Origin of the sequence: Bacteroides sp. 11BF (assembly GCF_019633765.1) — a bacterium.
Classification (GTDB): domain Bacteria; phylum Bacteroidota; class Bacteroidia; order Bacteroidales; family Bacteroidaceae; genus Bacteroides; species Bacteroides hominis.
This window is the reverse complement of sequence record NZ_JAFKPJ010000006.1, coordinates 129,248-149,306: the sequence shown is the minus strand read 5'-3', so window position 1 is coordinate 149,306 and position 20,059 is coordinate 129,248. Positions and strand designations below refer to the sequence as shown.

Annotated in this window: 13 protein-coding genes; 11 read left to right on the top strand and 2 right to left on the bottom strand. The window is 44.4% G+C overall.

Features of this window, described 5'->3' with window-relative positions; all coding sequences use genetic code 11:
- Positions 1–2: 2 nt before the first annotated feature.
- The 10 genes from JZY04_RS08265 to JZY04_RS08225 all read left to right on the top strand — a co-directional run bounded on the left by JZY04_RS08265 (position 3) and on the right by JZY04_RS08225 (position 13,112).
- The gene (locus JZY04_RS08265) at positions 3–1,385 is read left to right on the top strand and encodes an aldo/keto reductase (RefSeq protein ID WP_032531586.1); all 1,383 of its coding nucleotides are present in this window, start codon (positions 3–5) and stop codon (positions 1,383–1,385) included.
- Complete coding sequence (locus tag JZY04_RS08260) at positions 1,385–3,682, top strand: TonB-dependent receptor domain-containing protein (RefSeq protein ID WP_255584432.1); 2,298 nt, start codon at positions 1,385–1,387, stop codon at positions 3,680–3,682. Before JZY04_RS08265 ends, JZY04_RS08260 begins: the two co-directional genes overlap by 1 nt.
- Before the next feature lie 15 nt (positions 3,683–3,697).
- Positions 3,698–4,210: an ECF transporter S component gene (locus JZY04_RS08255; protein WP_032543012.1), complete on the top strand. Its 513-nt coding sequence runs from the start codon at positions 3,698–3,700 to the stop codon at positions 4,208–4,210.
- Between the two features lie 300 nt (positions 4,211–4,510).
- A complete protein-coding gene (locus JZY04_RS08250) occupies positions 4,511–5,500 on the top strand; it encodes a metallophosphoesterase (protein ID WP_122142219.1) in 990 nt (329 codons plus the stop codon).
- Between the two features lie 48 nt (positions 5,501–5,548).
- A complete protein-coding gene (locus tag JZY04_RS21485; RefSeq protein ID WP_250707041.1) occupies positions 5,549–6,172 on the top strand; it encodes a hypothetical protein in 624 nt (207 codons plus the stop codon).
- Positions 6,130–6,354, top strand: coding sequence for a hypothetical protein (locus tag JZY04_RS21255; RefSeq protein ID WP_310592404.1), 225 nt, complete (start codon positions 6,130–6,132; stop codon positions 6,352–6,354). The genes JZY04_RS21485 and JZY04_RS21255 overlap by 43 nt, the downstream gene beginning before the upstream one ends.
- Before the next feature lie 9 nt (positions 6,355–6,363).
- Entirely contained in the window at positions 6,364–7,446 is a 1,083-nt protein-coding gene (locus JZY04_RS08240) for an SGNH/GDSL hydrolase family protein (RefSeq protein ID WP_122142220.1), read from the top strand.
- Between the two features lie 65 nt (positions 7,447–7,511).
- On the top strand, positions 7,512–8,405 hold the full coding sequence (locus tag JZY04_RS08235; protein ID WP_122142221.1) for an alkaline phosphatase family protein: 894 nt from the start codon (positions 7,512–7,514) through the stop codon (positions 8,403–8,405).
- A gap of 10 nt (positions 8,406–8,415) precedes the next feature.
- Positions 8,416–10,629 carry an alpha-L-fucosidase gene (locus JZY04_RS08230; RefSeq protein ID WP_122142222.1) on the top strand — a complete coding sequence of 738 codons (2,214 nt, stop codon included), beginning with the start codon at positions 8,416–8,418 and terminating at the stop codon, positions 10,627–10,629.
- A gap of 23 nt (positions 10,630–10,652) precedes the next feature.
- Positions 10,653–13,112: a PQQ-binding-like beta-propeller repeat protein gene (locus JZY04_RS08225; protein ID WP_122142223.1), complete on the top strand. Its 2,460-nt coding sequence runs from the start codon at positions 10,653–10,655 to the stop codon at positions 13,110–13,112.
- A 792-nt stretch (positions 13,113–13,904) separates the two neighbouring features.
- On the opposite strand, the gene JZY04_RS08220 is transcribed toward JZY04_RS08225, so the two are convergent.
- On the bottom strand, positions 13,905–15,692 hold the full coding sequence (locus JZY04_RS08220; RefSeq protein WP_122142225.1) for a RagB/SusD family nutrient uptake outer membrane protein: 1,788 nt from the start codon (positions 15,690–15,692) through the stop codon (positions 13,905–13,907).
- Positions 15,693–15,706: 14 nt separating this feature from the next.
- The gene (locus JZY04_RS08215) at positions 15,707–18,832 is read right to left on the bottom strand and encodes a SusC/RagA family TonB-linked outer membrane protein (RefSeq protein ID WP_370635103.1); all 3,126 of its coding nucleotides are present in this window, start codon (positions 18,830–18,832) and stop codon (positions 15,707–15,709) included.
- A gap of 290 nt (positions 18,833–19,122) precedes the next feature.
- Here JZY04_RS08215 and JZY04_RS08210 point away from each other — a divergent pair, with 290 nt between their 5' ends.
- Positions 19,123–19,998, top strand: a complete 876-nt coding sequence (locus JZY04_RS08210; RefSeq protein WP_122142226.1) for an AraC family transcriptional regulator — start codon at positions 19,123–19,125, stop codon at positions 19,996–19,998.
- Positions 19,999–20,059 lie beyond the last annotated feature (61 nt).

The following is a 20,059-nucleotide window of genomic DNA, read 5'->3' as shown; positions in this document are numbered from 1 at the left end:
ATATGGAAAAACAGAATAAGCATATAGACCGAAGAGGATTCCTCAAAATTGTGGGTATCAGCGCCGCTACAACAACTGCCGCTCTTTATGGTTGCGGCTCCGGAGATAAAGCCGGTCAGGGACGGAGTGCCTCTTCTCCTGTCCCCACAGATAAAATGACCTATCGCTCAGTCGGAGGAATCAAAGATCAAGTTTCTCTCCTGGGGTATGGCTGCATGCGCTGGCCTACAATCCCTTCACCGGAAGGGAAAGGAGACCTTATCAACCAGGAAGCCGTCAATGAACTGGTAGATTATGCTATCGCCCACGGAGTAAACTATTTCGATACATCGCCCGTATATGTACAGGGCTGGTCGGAAAAAGCAACAGGAATTGCCCTCAAAAGGCATCCGCGTGAAAAACTGTACATAGCAACCAAACTATCGAATTTTTCAAACTTCTCACGTGAAAACTCACTGGCTATGTATCACCAGTCGTTTGAGGATATGCAGGTAGAGTACTTTGATTATTATCTGCTGCACGCCATCGGTGGCGGCGGAATGAAAGTGTTCAACGAACGATATATCGATAACGGCATGCTTGACTTCCTTCTCAAAGAACGTGAAGCCGGGCGTATCCGGCACCTCGGCTGGTCATTTCATGGTGATGTCGAGGTTTTCGACCAGGTACTCGCCATGCATGATACGGTGAAATGGGATTTTGTACAAATTCAACTCAACTATATGGACTGGCGCCATGCTACAGGAAACAATGTCAATGCGGAATATCTTTACGGAGAACTGGCCAAACGAAACATTGCCGCTGTCATCATGGAACCACTGTTGGGCGGGCGCCTGTCAAATGTCCCTGAACACATCGTGGGACGACTGAAACAGCGACGTCCTGAAGACAGCATAGCATCGTGGGCTTTCCGCTTTGCCGGTTCACCGGAACTGGTACTGACTGTATTGAGCGGTATGACCTACATGGAGCACTTGCAAGACAACATCCGTACTTATTCACCACTGGTTCCTCTGACCGATGACGACAAGGAATATCTGGAAGAGACTGCACAACTTATGATGCAATATCCTACCATCCCATGCAATGACTGCAAATATTGCATGCCCTGCCCATACGGCATCGATATTCCTGCCATCCTCGTTCATTACAACAAGTGCGTAAACGAAGGGAATATTCCGCAAAGCCGGACAAGCGAAAACTATAAAGAAGCACGGCGCGCTTTCCTGATAGGCTATGACCGCAGTGTACCCAAACTACGGCAAGCCAGCCATTGTATTGGCTGCAACCAATGCACCTCACATTGTCCGCAGTCTATCCGGATTCCGGACGAACTGCACCGTATCGATCATTTTGTAGAACAACTCAAACAGGAAACGCTATAATGGAAAAGATAATCGATCTACTCCACTCCAGAGGCTATTCCTGTGTGATCGGGAACGGAGCGGAAATACGCACCTTCACTCAGCGGGGCGTAGCCGATTTATACGATCTGTTCCAGCAAGAACCCTCTTTCATGGAAGGAGCCTGCATTGCCGACAAGGTGATTGGGAAAGCTGCCGCAGGACTAATGGTTCTGGGAGGAATCCGGCGGGTATATGCAGATGTCATCAGCCAACCCGCACTTACACTCCTGCATGATGCCAATGTTGAGGTTACTTATATCCGATTGGTGCCTTTCATTGAGAATCGGGACAAAAGCGGATGGTGTCCGCTGGAAACAGCTTGCCATGAAATCAGTTCTTTAGAAGAAATATTCCGGATCATTGAGAATTTCCTCTCCAAAATGAGGATGAAGAAAAATCTGCTTGGCATCCTGTTTGCCTGTACTTTTCTAAGTACCTCTTTAGAGGCACAAGTCCGGAGAGACACGACCCACACGACACAGAATTACGAGATAGATGGGGTAGTAGTCACCGGCACACGAAATGAAACTGACATCCGCCATCTGCCTATGACTGTTTCGGTCCTGAACCGCGAAACCATAGAGAAACGTTTAGAGCCTTCTTTACTCCCTATGTTGACAGAACAGATCCCGGGGTTATTCACAACCAGCCGTGGCATCATGGGGTATGGCGTGTCGAGCGGTGCGGCAGGTGGTATCAGCCTGCGTGGCATCGGAGGCAGCCCCACTACAGGATTATTAGTATTGATTGACGGACATCCACAGTACATGGGGCTAATGGGGCATCCTATTGCCGACGCTTATCAATCGATGCTGGCTGAAAAAGTGGAAGTAGTACGTGGCCCTGCATCCGTACTTTATGGTTCGAATGCAATGGGCGGAGTAATCAACATCGTGACCCGTCAGCAGCGGGAAGACGGAGTGAGAACGGGAGCCCGGCTGGGGTATGGCTCATATAATACATGGACGACTGAAGTTACCAACCAAGTAAAAAAAGGACGTTTCAGCAGTGTTATCACCGGTTCTTACAACCGGACAGACGGACATCGCCCCGATATGGAGTTTGAGCAATACGGCGGATATACAAGGCTGGGCTATGAATTGAACCGCACATGGAACATATCCGCAGATCTGAACCTGACGCATTTCAATGCCTCTAATCCGGGAACAGTCAGCACTCCGGTTTTCGATAACGATTCACGCATTACACGTGGCATGACTTCATTTGCTTTGGAGAATAAGTATGAACATACATCGGGGGCACTCAAGCTTTTTTATAATTGGGGTAAACATCACATTAATGACGGATACGGTACAGGCGAAGCACCACTGGACTACCGTTTCAACTCTAAAGACCGGATGACGGGAATTTCCTGGTACCAGAGTACTTCTTTATTTACGGGTAACCGGCTGACTGTAGGATTAGACTATATGCGATTTGGCGGTGAAGCATGGAATCGCTTCATTACAGACCGCCATAAAGAAAATATCTCGGATAAATCGGAAAATGAAATTGCGGGATACGTTGATTTCCGTCAGGCAATCGGTAGTCATCTGACAATAGACGCGGGTATCCGTGCAGATCATCACACTGTCTCCGGAACAGAATGGATACCACAAGTCGGCTTGTCGGTACAGTTGCCACACAACGCAAGCTTGAAAGCTATGGCCAGTAAAGGATTCCGCAACCCTACAATCCGCGAACTATATATGTTCCGCCCTGCCAATCCCGATTTATTACCGGAACGGTTATGGAATTACGAACTGTCTTATTCTCAACGACTGTTCGATCAAACGTTTTATTATGGGGTTAACCTCTTTTATATCAATGGTGACAATATGATCCAGACTATCCGCACAGACGGGCGTCCGCTGAACGTAAACACCGGTAAAGTAGAGAACTGGGGAGCAGAAGCCAGTATAGCGTACCACATCCATCCTACATGGAACCTGACTGCCAACTACAGCTGGCTTCATATGGAACACCCTCTGGTTGCCGCACCGGAACATAAATTATATGCAGGAATTGATTTCACAAAAGGCAAATGGAATTTCTCCACCGGAATACAATATGTGGCAGGACTTTATACTGTAGTGAGCCCTGAAGAAAAGAAAGAAAACTTTCTTCTATGGAATCTTCGGGGTAATTATCGTATCTGCTCCATCGCCGGTCTGTTTGTAAAAGGAGAGAATCTGCTGGCGCAACGTTATGAAATAAATGCCGGTTACCCTATGCCGAAAGCTACATTTATGGGAGGAATCAACATTAACTTTTAATTATCATATCATAATATGGAAACAACATCTATCAAGCTTTATTCATTAAATTACAACGATGCCAAAACATATCTGGCAGCGATGCTGTTTGTCGTGGGAAATATGGCATTGCCCCAACTTTTTCATCTCATCCCCCAAGGGGGTATCACCTGGTTACCGATCTATTTCTTTACTCTGATCGGAGCCTATAAATATGGGTGGAAAGTCGGATTGTTGACAGCACTCTTTTCACCTGTCCTGAATTCATTGTTATTCGGTATGCCCCATCCGGCAGTTTTACCTGCTATCCTTTTAAAATCAGTGCTTCTGGCTGTAGCGGCCGGTTATGCCGCCCATCATTATAAGCGTATCTCCATTCCCATTCTGCTGGTTGTCGTGTTGGCCTACCAAGTGGCCGGTACTTTGGGTGAGTGGATCATGGTCAAAGATTTCCTCAGTGCCGCACAGGATTTCCGTATCGGCCTGCCGGGAATGGCTCTGCAAATATTCGGAGGATACCTGTTTATAAGCCGTTTGATTTATAAATAAAAAGAAAGGCTTTCGCAACGTTAGCATTATCCGACTTAGGGTATCCGGTAAATATCTTCCGATCACAGTTAGATAAAGAGTAAGGCATCTGTTCAAATGGGCTTTACTCTTTATTTCTTCTACCGTACAGACAACAGTATATAATACAGCACCTCTACCATATTCCTAATTATACACTTCTTTGATGTATATAGTCCGTTTTGTATATATTTCCCCAATAAAGTCATTACCGTAAACAGTAACAGACAGATTAACTTTGCGACAATTATTGTTATCCATCCTATTAAAACTATTAAGAACATGAAACAACAAATCTGTACTATTACAAAGTATATCCTATTTGCTTTGTTAACATTCAACTTCACTGCTTGCAAACAACAAGAAGAGAAAACTCTTACTTTTGCCATTGCGTCAGACTTCCATGCGCAAGATGTACCCGACGGAAAAGAGCGGATAGAAGCTTTTATCAAAGCCGCAAAAGATAATAATGTGGATTTTATTATTGAATTAGGTGATTTCATCCGTTTGGATAGTGCTTCAATACCTTATTTAAATGCTTGGAACAGCTTTACGGGTGACAAATATCATGTGATAGGGAATCACGACATGGATCGGTATTCTCCTGAAGAATACGTAAAAGGCAGAAATATGCCGGGACGGTACTATTCATTCGACAAAGGAGATTTCCATTTCATCGTCCTGGACGGAAATAACCTCTACGACGGTAAGAAATATACTCATTATTCTAAAGCCAACTATTATGTCGATGCCCAAAAACGCGCATTTCTAGATCCGGAGCAATTGGAGTGGTTAAAAAAGGATTTGAAAGCCACAGACAAGAAATGTATCTTATTCTCTCATCAAAGCATCGAAAAAGCGATGAACAATAAAGAAGTCGTACGCCAGATTCTGGAGGACGAAAACAAACACGCGGGCTTTAAGAAAGTGGTACTGGCATTCAGCGGACATAATCATAGCAACTATACTGAAGAAATAAACGGAATCACTTACATGCAGATGAACAGTGCATCGTATGTATGGATAGGCGAACCGACACAGACAGAGAAACGTTATCCGGAAGAAATAAATAAAAAATACGGAATCTTACAATATTCAATGACTTACACCCAACCTTTATATGCTATTGTAAGCTTGAATAGTAAGGGAGCAAAAGTAAAAGGGACAAAAGCTGATTTTATTCCTCCTACACCAAAAGACCTAAATATGAAAGACTCAATTGACACTTTCCCCTTGGTGTCAGTTATAGAAGATGCAGACATAAAATTCTAAAAATATACCTTTAACTCCCCTTTTATCGCTAAAAGAAATAGAACAAAAATGAAAAAAGTCATTTTATTAAGTGTCTTATTATTATCTGTCATCACACTTAATGCCCAGAAAAAAGAGACATATAGGGAATTGACAAATCCGGTCACCACCAACCCTGCACAATGGGCAAAAGTCAAGACTACGCAGGTGAGTTGGGGAAGCACGGATTCACGATATAAAAAAGAGGAACCGGCTCCGATCTCCCGTATACAAAAGAGCATGAAACTGACTGCCTGGAAAGGAGAGAAAGTTTCCGCACAGTTCGTTGTATGGAGCACGCAGGATGTGAATCACCTGTCATTCGTAATCAGTGATTTGCGATCAAGTAAGAGCAAGATCACTGCAACTGGAAACATACAGACCGGATTTGTACGTTATGTGATGACTGACGAACTAAACAAAGATGGCAAAGGGGGTTGCGGTTATCGGAATAAAGCTGATTTTGATTCGACTTTAGTTGCCGACCCTATCGATCATCATACCCACATACTTTCCATTCCGGCACGCTCTACACAGGCAGGATGGATTAGCATCCGCATACCACAACAAACTAAAGAGGCACAGCATGGGCTGCCGGAGACACTTACCTCATCTACCCGGAAGGGCGTACCTCCATTCGCTTTGAGAGGTTGATAGAAGGTATACAGGCATTTGAAAAAATTCATCTGCTAAAAGAAGAGTTCAAGAGGAAAAATAATCGTCAGGGGCTGAATCAGATCCATAAAATTCTGAAGACATTCGATGAGTTCGGCCTGGAGACCCGTCCGGCAGCAGAAGTTGTGAAAAAGGCGAAAGAAATAATAAACCACTATTAACCGACAGAGATGAAAAGAAATATAATACTGATATGCCTGATGTTCACTGCCTCAGAGATGTACGCACAATGGGAGTGGCATAACCCGCAGGATAACCGAACCACCCCAGGTTCCGTTATCCAAAATCAAGGATGGAACGAAGACGGGGGCAATTATTGCCGTCTGCCATTACGAGCCAAAGCTAAAGTCAGAAAAAAAGTATGGAGCCTTGCCGGTGAATCGGCCGGACTTGCCATCCGTTTTAAAACAGACGCGAAAGAGATCAAAGTAAAGTATAAAACAACAGGAAACTACAGCATGCCACACATGCCTGCCACCGGAGTTTCGGGAGTCGACCTTTACCGTAACGCAGACCGTGGGTTCTGCTTCGGCAGTTATTCTTTCGGAGATTCCGTCCGTTATAATTATCAGATAGACCGTGGCAACCTTTCAAACGGCGAACAGGAATATACGCTGTATCTGCCGCTGTACAATGGAGTGAGAGCAATGGAAATAGGAGTCCCCGAGGGTAGTAAGTTCTCTTTCATACCCCGGATAACCGAAAAACCGATCGTTCTTTACGGAACCTCCATAGCGCAGGGAGCTTGCGCGTCACGCCCGGGAATGGCATGGGGGAACATCGTGAACCGGTCATTGGAAATCCCTTTTATTAATCTGGGATTCTCCGGAAATGGAAAACTGGAGAAAGAAGTGCTCGACCTCATCAACGAACAGGAAGCATGTGCTTATATAATTGACTGCATGGCCAATTTAGGCGACTATGACGTGGAACAAATAAAAAAGCTGGTAAAGCAGGCTGTTCTTCAAATACGTGAAAAGCACGATACACCTATCTTACTGGTAGAACATGCAGGATACAGCAATGGAACCACAAACCAAAAGCAATATGAAACCTACAGCCACACCAACAAAGGACAAGCGGAAGCGTATAAAGAACTGAAAAAAGCGGGAATAAAGGAGATCTATTACCTGTCAAGAGAAGAACTGGCATACGATCCGGACGCATGGGTCGACTATGTGCATCCTTCTGATGTAGGCATGATGCGGCAAGCAGCTGCCGTAGAAAAGAAACTCAGAAAAATGATTAAATGAAACATACTTCATCAGATCAGTAAAGATTCAATAAACAAAAAGATTACTTCTTTAAAACGACTATCATGAAAACATTTTTATTAGTACTTGTATGCTTTTGCTCACTCACAGGATTTTCCGCTCCCAAAGCCAAAAGAGTAGTATTAATTGCCTTGGATGGAATATCTGTAGAAGGCTTTCAAAAAGCAAACACTCCGAATCTGGACGCACTGCTAAAAGAAGGCGTGCTCTCAATTCAAACCAGAGCAGTGATGCCTTCGGTAACCTTGCCCAACTGGACAAGTCATTTAACAGGCAGCGGACCGGAACAACATGGGATCGTAGACAATGGCTGGGAAATCAATAAAAAGAAGTTCCCGTCTGTCGAAACCGATGCCGATGGTTATTATCCGTCAGTATTCAAAGTACTGAAAGATAAGGTTAGCGGAATGAAAACTGCTTTCTACTACAATTGGATTAACCTATTTTATCCCCATAACAAAGCCTATTTTGATGAAGTCAGCTATCTGGAGAACGATGCTTACCTTCCCAATTACGACAAGGCTTTCAAGTTCATCGTAGAAAACCGGAAACAACCCACCCTCGTATTTCTGTATTCCGTACATACAGACCATGCGGGGCACAATCATAAATGGATGTCTCCGGAATATATCAAATCCATCGAAGAAGCAGATGTCGAGATAGGCAAATTCATCGAAAAGATGAAAAAGGAGAAGTTGTATGAAAGCACACATTTCATGTTTTTAAGCGATCACGGAGGCATTAACTACGGTCATGGAGGAATGAGTGTGAATGAAATGATCGTACCATGGGGCATTACAGGACCCGGCATAAGAAAAGATTTCAATATGGAAGAACCTAACAATACAGTGAACACCGCATCGGTCATATTGCGCTTATTTAAGGTGAACCAGCCACTTCCCTGGACAGGAGAAGTACCTAAATCAATCTTTAAATAACAAATACCCTATGAAGAAGTTATTATTATCCATGGTTGGTTTCATGGCTATAGCAAGCATTCAGGCACAAAATGAAAACATACATTTTGCGAATACCATTGAGATTGCTCCGGAAGACAGCAAAGAAACCATTATCAACAAGGCGGCCCACATAGTGCCTACCCCCAATCAATTAAAGGCATTGCAGAATGAATTTATCGCCTTCATCCATTTCGGACCAAACACGTTCACCCGCATGGAGTGGGGAAACGGTATGGAAGATCCGAAGATATTCGACCTTAAGGAACTATATACCGATCAATGGTGCGAAGCCATGAAAGCAGCCGGCATAAAAATGGTGATCCTGACGGTGAAACATCATGATGGATTTGTTCTTTGGCAAAGCCGATATACCAAACACGGCATCATGTCCACCGCATTCCGAAACGGGAAAGGGGACGTATTGAAAGAGCTGTCTGCATCTTGCCGTAAATACGATCTGAAATTGGGCGTTTATCTCTCTCCGGCAGACTTGTATCAGATAGAAAACCCGGAAGGGCTGTATGGCAACCTAAGCAAATATACGCTGAGAACCATCCCGCGGGAAGTCGCAGGAAGACCTTTTAAGAACAAAACCCAATTTAAGTTTGAGGTGGATGATTACAATGAATATTTCCTCAATCAGCTGTTCGAACTCCTGACAGAATACGGTCCCATCCATGAAGTATGGTTCGACGGAGCGCATCCCAAACGGAAAGGAGGCCAGACCTACAATTATCCTGCCTGGAAGAAACTCATCAAAACATTGGCACCCCAAGCGGTTATTTTCGGACGAGAAGACATCCGATGGTGCGGAAATGAAGCCGGAGGTACCCGATCAACCGAATGGAACGTTATCCCATATATGCAGAATCCGGATACAGCGTCCCATTTTCCAGACATGGAAGCCCAAGACTTAGGAAACCGAGAACAATTATACAAAGGTAAGTTCCTGCATTATCAGCAGGCGGAAACCAACACTTCCATTCGCGAAGGCTGGTTCTATAGAGATGATACGCGACAGAAAGTGAGAAGTACGGATGATGTATTCGATATTTACGAACGTGCCGTAGGGGGTAATTCAACCTTTTTGCTGAATATTCCTCCCAACCGTGAGGGACGCTTCTCTCCCGCCGATGTCAAGGTATTGAAGGAAACCGGAGAAAGGATCAGGGAGACGTACAACACGGACTTACTGAAGAATGCCAATGGACCGAAGGAGGTTCTGGACGGGGATGCCGAAACTTACATCCAATCAGCTGACGACATTGTGATTTCCATGAATGCCCCCGTTACATTCAACCGTCTGCTCATTCAGGAGGCCATCCGCACGAATGGAGAAAGAGTGGAAAGACATACGCTGGAAGCATGGAAAGACGGAACATGGAAAGAGATTGCCCACGCCACCAACATCGGCTACAAGCGTATTCTGCGATTCCCAGAAGTGACTACCGATAAAATCAGGATTCGCATCAACGAAGCGCGCCTCACTCCCGCCATCAGTAACATCTCGGCACATTATTACCAATCCCGCCCCCCTCAACTGAGTTTTAAAAGAGCCTTGAATGGTATGATGACCATCGAGCCATTGCAACAGGAGTTCAACTGGAAAGCACATGGCGAAGACATCGCAAAAAATCTCAATGCGGGATTTAAGATCTATTATACCACCGATGGAACAGAGCCCGACACGAACGCTTCACTCTACACCGCTCCTTTCAAGATGGAAAAGGGAGAACTGAAGGCCGTAGCCGTACTCAACCGCCAGAAGGGAGCTGTACATAGCGAACTGTCCGGATTGATAAAGCAAGGATGGAAGCCCTTGGAGAGCAGCAACGGAACAGGCAAAAAGCAGATGCACAAAGCCTTTGACGCTGACCCGCGCACCTATTGGACCAGTGAAGAGGGGGTTCCTCCCACCCTCACTATTGATCTGGGAAAAGAAGAATCTTTGAGTGGCTTCGCTTATACTCCACAAAGAGAACACTCGAAAGGCATGATGGCAAAAGGCGATATCCTGATCAGCAAGGATGGCAGGAAATGGAAAAAAGCGGAGACATTCGTGTTCGGCAATTTAATCAATGATCCCACCAAGCGGTTTCATTACTTCAAACAAGCGGTGAAGGCACACTACGTACGCATTGAAACAACCGAAATCGCTGCCGGCGGAAAGACGGTGACCATCGCTGAAATTGATTTATTCTAAATATTAAATATAAATAGTGATTCATGAAGAAAAACATTTTATTCTTATTGTTACTGGCCGCTACCACGAGCGCAACTGCTGCATACAACGGCCGCGTGTTTGTTGACAAGAACAGCAATGGGCAGTTTGACCGTGGAGAGAAGACACTGGGAGGCATCAAAGTGTCTGACGGACTGAATGTAACGGAAACTGCGAAAGACGGAACGTACACACTGCCCGGACACGCCCGCCAACGATTTATCTTTATCACCACCCCATCGGGATACAAGACACTCAACAAACACTATCATAAGATAGACTCCCGGACGAATGGGTACGATTTCGGCCTTTTGACTTATCACCCAGGTATTGGCAAAGACGGATCGCATCAATACGTCCATGTTTCGGATACCGAAATATTCAACACCGAAGGCAACGAAGCCTGGGTGAGAAATATCCGGGAATATGCCGCCAATGAAAACGCAGCGTTCATTATACATACCGGAGATATCTGTTACGAGAACGGCATGAAGAAGCACATCAAGCTGATGAACACCGAAAACATGAACGTTCCCGTATTCTATTGCATCGGCAACCACGACCTGGTGAAAGGGAAGTATGGCGAAGAGGTGTTCGAAAACAATTATGGCCCTGTATACTACTCGTTCGACGTGGCCAATGTGCACTACATCGTCACACCGATGCCGGGTGGAGACCACAAGCCGGGATATACTCGCCTGGATGTGTGCAGATGGCTGAAAAATGATCTGGCACACATCAAGCCGGGGACACCGATTGTTGTTTTCAATCATGACATCCTGACGTATGGCGACGAGTTTATATATAAAGGTAGCGAAACGGAAAGTATCGACCTGAACAAACATAACCTGAAAGCATGGGTATATGGCCATTGGCACATCAACCACGTGAAGAAGCAGGGAAGCGTATATACAGTCTGTACCAGCGCACTGGACAAAGGCGGCATTGATCACTCGACCAGCGCTTTCCGAATCATGCATGTGGACGGGAAAGGAGATTTCAGCTCTGAACTGCGCTACTCGTATCTGAACAATAGCATCTGCATCGCTTCGCCTGCTGGTCATACAGCCTCACCGGAAGTGACCGTCAATGTGTACTCGTCGGCATCGCCGGTGCGCCGGGTCACTTACACTTGCCTGGATCAGGATAAACCTGTATTGAGAGACAAACGCCTCAGCCAAAGCTCCGACTGGTGCTGGACAGCAACATTGCCTTTGAAGGAAACGCATGCCGGCAAAGAACTCACCATACAAGTAGAAGCGGAATTCAAGAACGGAGAGACAGCCCGTTCCGAAAAAAACTTTGTCTATCTGCCTCAACAAGCCGACATCAGACTGACCGAGAACTGGGACAACCTGTTGGGAAATGCCACCCACACGGCCAAGGCCGCTACCGCACTGGACAGCATACCCGGATTGGCGTGGGTGAAAAACATAGGAGCCAATATATACATGACTTCTCCGCTGATACATAATGGCAACATATATACCGCTTCGGTAGACGAAGACCTGAAAGGGAGAGCGCACATCTATGCGCTAGACGGAAAAAGCGGTGAGATAAAATGGAAATATCCGGTGAAAAGTTCCGTTAAAAACACCATCGCGATAGATAATGGTCTTGTTTTCGCACAAGATGTACTGGGAAATCTCTACGCAGTGGACTGTGAAAGCGGAAAGCTATGCTGGGAAAGCAAACTGCCCGTAAACGGATTGCCCGCACTGATAGACGGATTGGTGGCCTGCGATGGAGTAGTATATGCGGGTACAGGAAAAGCCCTGTCGGCTTTCGAGGCCCGGACAGGAAGACGAATCTGGAAGAACGAAGGATGGTCACAAAGAGAAGGAACCACTTCGACACTGACACAAGGAAACGGCATCCTGATAGGTTCGGTACAATGGAGCGCACTCTATGGCAACGACTCGAAAACGGGCAAGATGTTATGGAGTGTCAGCAATCATGGACTGCGAAACAGAGGCGCATCTGCCGCCATGCACGGGTCGCTGTTATACCTGATATCCGAGAAATCGTTCTTCATCTTAGAAGCCGCTACGGGAAGAATAATTGTACGCAAACCCTTGCCGTATAACCTGGACGCAACTTCCACTCCACTACTCACCGACAAGGAAATCATCTTTGGCACGGCAAACAAAGGACTTGTGGCACTGGATAACGAAACATTGGAAGAGAAATGGAATTGTCCGATAGGCGATGCCTTGATCTACACCGCACCATACAGCCGCCCGACTTCGGGAACCATAGAAACCAGCCCGGCATTGGCAGGAAAAACCGTATATGTAGGCGCATCGGACGGAGGCATATACGGCATTGACAAAAGAACCGGAAAAATCGTCTGGAAATACACCACCGGAGCACCCATATTCAGTTCGGTGGCCATATCGGGCAATACATTGATAGCAACCGACTTCGGAGGAAATGTATACGCTTTCAGTACGATAAAGAAATGATAAAGAACGAGAATCAACCTCACATATCCCTGATTCACACATAGGGAGGTAAAAAGAAAAGTTTGAAGAAAGAAAGGCTGCTTCCCTTACGGAAAACAGCCTTTCAACATTTTGCAAGACAACTACCGGATCCTTAAGACAAAAAGATATCAAACACCCCATTTCAGTAACATTCACCTTATTAAAAACAGATGAGCCAGGAGATAAAAAGATAGAAACGGGAGCTTTCCGAAGGGGAAAACCGGGCTCCGGGGGATGAAGAGCCGGGCTTTTCGCGGAAAGAAGGAAGCTTTTGCTCTGAAAGAAGGAAGCATTTACCTCTAAAGACGGTTGCATTTCCTCCATAAGTCCTTATGTTTTCAAAATACATCCTTGTGTTTTCGGAATTTTCTCCTGTTATTTCCAGAATGATGGTTTACGAGAACTCTTTTATCTCTGGTTGGCGAGAAGAAACAGTGTTCGGCAACAGAACAGAAAGACAGCTATTTCTATCAAGAAAGACACCATAAAACACCCAAGAGCATAACTTGGTTTCTTTTCAATCGCAAACAAAAAGGACAAGAAGAAATAAGATATTAAAGTAATCAAGCAGGAGGCATTTTTTGCCACAACAAGTATTCCGGGACAAAAGAAACGATTCTGAAAGCGACTGATTATCAAAATGACAAAAAGAAAGACTTGTATACCGGCGTTTAAACCGATACACAAGCCTTCATCCATCTATTAACGTAATCAAATACAGTCCATATCAAAACAACGATTCATCGTTATCGGATACAAAGAACGTTCTTCTTATTTTGCCCAGAACTTATTTTGAACCAGATTTTTATTCAACGTAATATCATCCACCGCTATCGGAGAATAATAATATTTAGGCTCTTCGAACTTAAACCTACCTACCTGAGATTTCAAACGGATGTATCCCTTGTCTCCCTCGGTCAGTTCGATCGTATGTCCTTCCAGTGTATAAACAGTGACTTTTTTTCTTTCCTCTTCCGGAATATTATCAGCCTCTGCCTTATTTCTCACGAAAGCAATATCCGGTTGGCCATCACCTGTCAGATCGTACAATCCCATTCCTGGAATATAAGATCCCTCGGGTGCCTTTTCCATCAGTTTACCACAGCTCCAACGCATCAGGTCGTTATAGCGGAAACCCTCGCAAGCCAATTCAATACGACGTTCACGACGCACCTCCAGAACCGCTCCTCTTTGAGTCGAGGAAACATTGGAATAACGTGCCTCCTGCACCGGATCAATATTCGCAAGCCAATCTGCCAACGAAGCTTCCGGCATTCCGACGCGTTTGCGGATCAGATTAATAGAACGATCCACATCCGGCTGAGTCAGCGTGCCTAACTCCGCTTTTGCTTCGGCATAAATCAATAAGATTTCGGCGTAACGAAATATCGGCAAGTCTGTATAACTCAGATTCCATCCGATCTGGTCGTGCGTACGAGGATCGAACTTTATCTGCGGATAGCCTCCCGCATCCACATTTATACGATGGGGCTCACTCTCGCTGGCCTTTTGATATCCGGGCCACATGATAGTCTGGCGCAAGCGCGGATCGCGATTCTCAAAGATCTCCTGATACGTTTTTGTCGCATATCCCGGCACCGATTGGAAGGTCTTCGTCCGATTCCCGTCAATGACCAGGTAATCCTCCATCAGATCACGGGAGAGACCATGGTAAAAATCACAGACCTGCTGTGAGTTATGGAAACGTCCCAGTGCCTTGTCGTAATCACTCACCAGGATCATTTCCGGATTGTTTGTCAGGTTCAGACTGCAAAACAGGGATTCATAAGCCTCCAGTCCGTCGCTCTTCACTTCCGACAGGCTATATGTGCCATCCATCAGTTGTTCTGCCGCCGAAACCGCAACATTCAGAAAGCGGTCCGCGTCATTCAGCCCAAGTTCGGGATGATACTTCCTGAATGTACCTTCGTTCAAGGCGATCCGGGCCTGAAGAGCCAAAGCCACATTCCTGAAAATACGTGTCTTGCTTGCTCCCGTTTTCATGTTCTTTACGGCAAAATCCAGATCGGCCATAACCGAATCTACAACCAAAGCTCTGGGGTCTTGTGGCTTATACAATTCCTCGGTATCGGTAGTTTGCAAATCGGCGCTATACCAAGGCACGTCCGAGTATGATTTTACTTTATCGTAATACAACTTGGCACGGAACATCCGGGCAAGCCCTATATAGTGGTTGATTTCGGCTTTGTCACCGGTCACCTTTCCGGTACGCGCAAGCATAAAGTTCACCTTACGGATATCCCCCCACGACCAAGTACCCCAGGTTTCGGGAGAACGCAAGCCACTCAGCAGTTCATAAGTAGAACTTTCCTCCTTATAAAGCATATTGTCCGAAACAGCGTCCCAGTAAGAACCGCTCAGGTATCCATACATACCATTGGTGTACGACTCCAGGTCTCCCGCATTCTGAAAAAACACTTTCTCAGTAATTGATGTTTCCGGAAAACGATCCATGAAAGAATCATTGCAACCACTCAACACGTTCAACAGGCCAAAGCCTAAGGCAGTGGTATATAATTGTTTTTTTATTGATTTCATATTATTCTACTTATTTAAAATGTTACATTAAGACCAAAAGAGTAAGAACGTTGCAACGGATATTTCTGCCCGCCCAATCCTTCAGGATCTACTTTATAGTGTTTATACAACCCCGAAATGGTAAGCAGGTTATCACCAGAGAAATAAACCCTCACACGGTTAATCCCAACCTTGTTCATCAACAGTGCTGGCAACGTATAACCGAAAGTCAAATTTTTCAGACGTATGTAAGAAGCATCTTGCAAATAGCGGGTTTGCGCCAATCCGGCTTCTTTAGATGATGATTCAGCCACATATCCTTTCAGACGGGGGAAATAACCGTCGGGATTCTCTTCTGTCCAACGATCGTAATAGTTTCCTTTGGTGATATTGGTCCAAGGTTGTGCATAAATTCCCCAGAAATACAAGTCTCCCGATGGATTATAGTCTTTTTTACCTACACCTTGTAAGAAAAGGCTGAGGTCAAATCCGTTCCAATTTCCACCCGCAGTAAAGCCATAAGTAAAACGTGCTCTGGAGTTACCAATCACTCTCAAGTCACCATGGTCATCCAACGTATTGGCGCCTCTATACACTTCACCGTCACCATTCAAGTCCGCGAATTTCAAATCACCCGGAGCTATCGGACGCGAACTCGCATAAGATGCCAGCTTCGACTGGTCTGCATGGTTATCGATGTCTTCCTGCGAAGTGAAAAATCCCAAGGTAGTATATCCCCATATTTCTCCTATTTCCTTGCCTTCATAATTACTGCTTAATATACCGGTTGTGTTTTTGAATTTGGTGATGTAAGCGCGGCTGTCAGCCAAGTTAAATCCTAACTGGTAATCAAACGGCTTGCCGCCCAATTTAAACCGGTCTTTCCATCCCAATGTGATTTCCCAACCTTCGGTCTTTAAATCGGCAGTATTCTCTTTAGGCACAGGGGTTCCCAACACGTTAGGCAAAGGTTCTCCCGTAGTCAACATGTCTTTCGTACGGCGCACATAATAATCTCCATTGAAAGTCAACCGGTTATTAAGGAAGTTCATTTCCACACCCAAATTGGAAGTGGATACTTTCTCCCAAGTCAACCCTCCGGATACCAATCCCGGTGCATTGACGTATACCGGTTGTTCTCCGTCAATAATCTGGGAAGTTTTGCCCGATCCCATCGTTGCGATATATTCATAAGCACCTACATCCTGGTTTCCCAATACACCGTAAGAATAACGTAACTTAAAGAAGCTGAATATATTTTCAAAGGGTTTAAAGAATTTTTCTCTCGAAACTACCCATGCGACCGAACCCGACGGGTTGAAGACAAAGCGCGAATCTTTGGGGAAACGTGAAGTTCCATCGTATCGTCCGTTGAACTCGGCGATATACTTATCATCGAACGTATAATTGAAACGCGCATATCCTCCCCGAAGTGCCCAAGTAGTAATCGATTCGCTGACAGACATATCGCCCGTTGCCAATCCCAAAGTAGGAAGAGAGGTGGAAATCAAATCCTTACGACCTAACTGGGTATTCTCATAACGATATTCCTCTTGGTTGAATCCGGCAATTACAGTGATCGCATGCTTTTCATTAAATGTCTTGTTGAATGTAGCATAAGCATCGAACGTCAGACGCGTTGTTTCATTCGACTGGCTATAGGCGCTTGTCGTTTCATTGAAATATTTGGGTGCCATCTCAGGACCTTCATAGTAAGCAACCGGCAGGTAATGCCATCTATTTCTGTTCTTATCGAAGTTATAGGAAAAATTTCCGTTCACAAACAACACATCCTTTATAATATCCAGACGTGTCGCAAACTGGGTCTTTATACTTGAACTCTGTTCAGATGCACGTCCGCCCTCCTGCATCACTCCAAGAACCTGTGCTCCCTTTTTTGTCCACGAGCCATCGGGATTTGTCAACAATTCCAGAGGGCTGATACGATTGATTTCCCAGAAATAGCTCGAGCCCAATGACGTAGGTCGTTCATAGTCTTTTATAATGAAGCTCGTATTGTTAGAGATGCTCCAGAAGTCGGTAATCTTGAAGTTCAGTTTAGAACGCAGGTTATATCGATGAAACTTATCGGGATTGTATTTAATCATACCATCCGTGAAGTTATATCCGGCAGAGAAGAAGTAATTTACCCGATCTGTCTTGCCTGAGATATCTACGTTATGGTTCATCGAGAATCCATTTTTTTTGTAAGCCTCGTTTACCCAGTCCGTATTCCCGAAATAGCTGTAGGTGCCATTCGGATTCAAGAAATAGGGTGAAGTCGATGGATCTTCCGATCTTTTCTTGGCATACGCCAACTGCTCTTCATTAAACATATTATACAAAGGGCGTCCCATGATGTTTTTTGTTTGAGCCACAAGATACGGATCTGTGATAACCTCCGGTGTCTTAGTGTTTTGCCGCAAAGAGAAGTTATTATTATAATTAATGGTCAGCTTATCCGACTTACCAACCTTGGTAGTGACCAAAATTACGCCATATGCTGCACGCGAACCATAAATAGCCGAAGAAGAAGCATCTTTTAATACCGAAATGCTGGCAATATCATTACCGTTCATGTGATTCAACGCCCAACTGCTTGAAATAACACCATCAACTACAACCAACGGTTCGCCACCATTCAAAGAAGTGGTACCACGAATATTAAAAGAAGGAGCATCGTCTGCCTTACCACTACCGATAGTTACGTTCAGGTTGGCTACTGTCCCTTGCAGCGCTTGTCCCACACTGGTTACCGGACGGTCTTCTAATTGTTCAGTGGAGACAGTAGCAACGGATCCTGATAAATTTACCTTTTTTTGTACAGCGTAACCCACTACCACCACTTCATCCAAAGTCCGGCTATCTTCTTGCATGATAATATTAAGAGGCTTACCATCCCATTTTATCTCTTGAGTAGCATAGCCCACATAAGAAATCCGAATAATATCACCTTTCTTTGCGTTTGCAAAAGAAAAACGGCCATCCAATCCGGTAATTGTTCCAGTGGAAGTTCCCTTAACAGCCACAGATACTCCGATAACTGGTTCTCCTGTCACATCTTTTATTATACCGGTACAAGCACCGGCCTGCTGTGTGTTTTTCACATCGGTAACCCCCGGATGGGCAACCGAATAAGTTGCCGGACCAAAGATTCCCATAAGGAACAGCAGCATACTTACTGATCTTAGTTTTCTAAACATTGTTTCATTTTTTAAAGGTTATAACTTTTTCTAAAGGCTGCTGCAAAGTTAAATAGTAACAATATGTAGAACACTAAAAAAGGACAATATGGGTTTGTATTATTAGGACAGGAAAGAAACAAAAAGTGCACAAAAAGGAATAGTTGTTATTAAATTCACAAAAAAAGTATCAATATCTATTTTTATACTTTGATTTTATATAAATTTGCATATCTTTTACACTTAACATATAATATAGATACAGAGCTATGGAAGACCTTTCTACACAACAGCGCTCTATTTGGAGTTTATTAGAAAATATTACAGAGAATCTCAAAAGCAAGCGTCTGGCGGACGTTTTTCGTTTTATATCATTCTACCCTTCAGAGACATACGGGCCCCATAAACATCAACGCATTGAAATTAACCATGTTAAGAAAGGAAGTTGTATTCTCCATTTAGACAATGAAAGCGTAACTTTCCGTGAAAGAGAAACTATGATTATCACTTCAAATGTCAATCATCTATTTGAGGCAGGTCCAGAAGGTACAACCCTAATGCAATTGGAGTTTCTGCCGGATATATTTTCTCTTTTCAACCTAAATGTGGGTCTGGAAGCAAATGATCTCGCCCATACTTCTGTTTTTTTATTTTCGGAGGAAAACAGATTAATTAAAATAGTAAACAACATATGCATCGTACGTACGGTACAACGCATTATTAACGAACTGGAAGTAAAAAGTCCACATTACCAGTATCTGGCAGTAATGTATTATGCTGAATTACTAATTCTTATTTATCGTCATATGAATGAAGCTTACCTACCAATCTGCACAAACGATTCTTTGAGAAAAGCCATTGCATATATCCGTCTGAATTACTATTCAAACATCAATGTTAAGGATGTCGCCGAGCATATCGGTATCAGTGAAAGGCATCTTAGACGCATGTTCTCACAACATTTAAATCTAGCTCCACTAGACTACTTGAACCAAACACGGGTCAATAAAGCCATTGAGTTGTTACGAAATACAGATATGTCAATAAAAGAAGTATGTTTCCAATGTGGATTTCAGTCACCACAATACTTTTCACGTGTGTTTAAACAGCAAACGAGTATCTCTCCTCGCGAAATGACAAAATAAGATTTTATTTTGCATACCTTCTTTATTATACTCAATGAAAAGACAACAAACTCCAGATGTC

Coding starts and splice junctions, on each gene's coding strand:
- JZY04_RS08265 (WP_032531586.1), top strand. CDS start 3: ATGGAAAAACAGAATAAGCATATAGACCGAAGAGGATTCCTCAAAATT.
- JZY04_RS08260 (WP_255584432.1), top strand. CDS start 1,385: ATGGAAAAGATAATCGATCTACTCCACTCCAGAGGCTATTCCTGTGTG.
- JZY04_RS08255 (WP_032543012.1), top strand. CDS start 3,698: ATGGAAACAACATCTATCAAGCTTTATTCATTAAATTACAACGATGCC.
- JZY04_RS08250 (WP_122142219.1), top strand. CDS start 4,511: ATGAAACAACAAATCTGTACTATTACAAAGTATATCCTATTTGCTTTG.
- JZY04_RS21485 (WP_250707041.1), top strand. CDS start 5,549: ATGAAAAAAGTCATTTTATTAAGTGTCTTATTATTATCTGTCATCACA.
- JZY04_RS08240 (WP_122142220.1), top strand. CDS start 6,364: ATGAAAAGAAATATAATACTGATATGCCTGATGTTCACTGCCTCAGAG.
- JZY04_RS08235 (WP_122142221.1), top strand. CDS start 7,512: ATGAAAACATTTTTATTAGTACTTGTATGCTTTTGCTCACTCACAGGA.
- JZY04_RS08230 (WP_122142222.1), top strand. CDS start 8,416: ATGAAGAAGTTATTATTATCCATGGTTGGTTTCATGGCTATAGCAAGC.
- JZY04_RS08225 (WP_122142223.1), top strand. CDS start 10,653: ATGAAGAAAAACATTTTATTCTTATTGTTACTGGCCGCTACCACGAGC.
- JZY04_RS08220 (WP_122142225.1), bottom strand. CDS start 15,692: ATGAAATCAATAAAAAAACAATTATATACCACTGCCTTAGGCTTTGGC.
- JZY04_RS08215 (WP_370635103.1), bottom strand. CDS start 18,832: ATGGGAATCTTTGGTCCGGCAACTTATTCGGTTGCCCATCCGGGGGTT.
- JZY04_RS08210 (WP_122142226.1), top strand. CDS start 19,123: ATGGAAGACCTTTCTACACAACAGCGCTCTATTTGGAGTTTATTAGAA.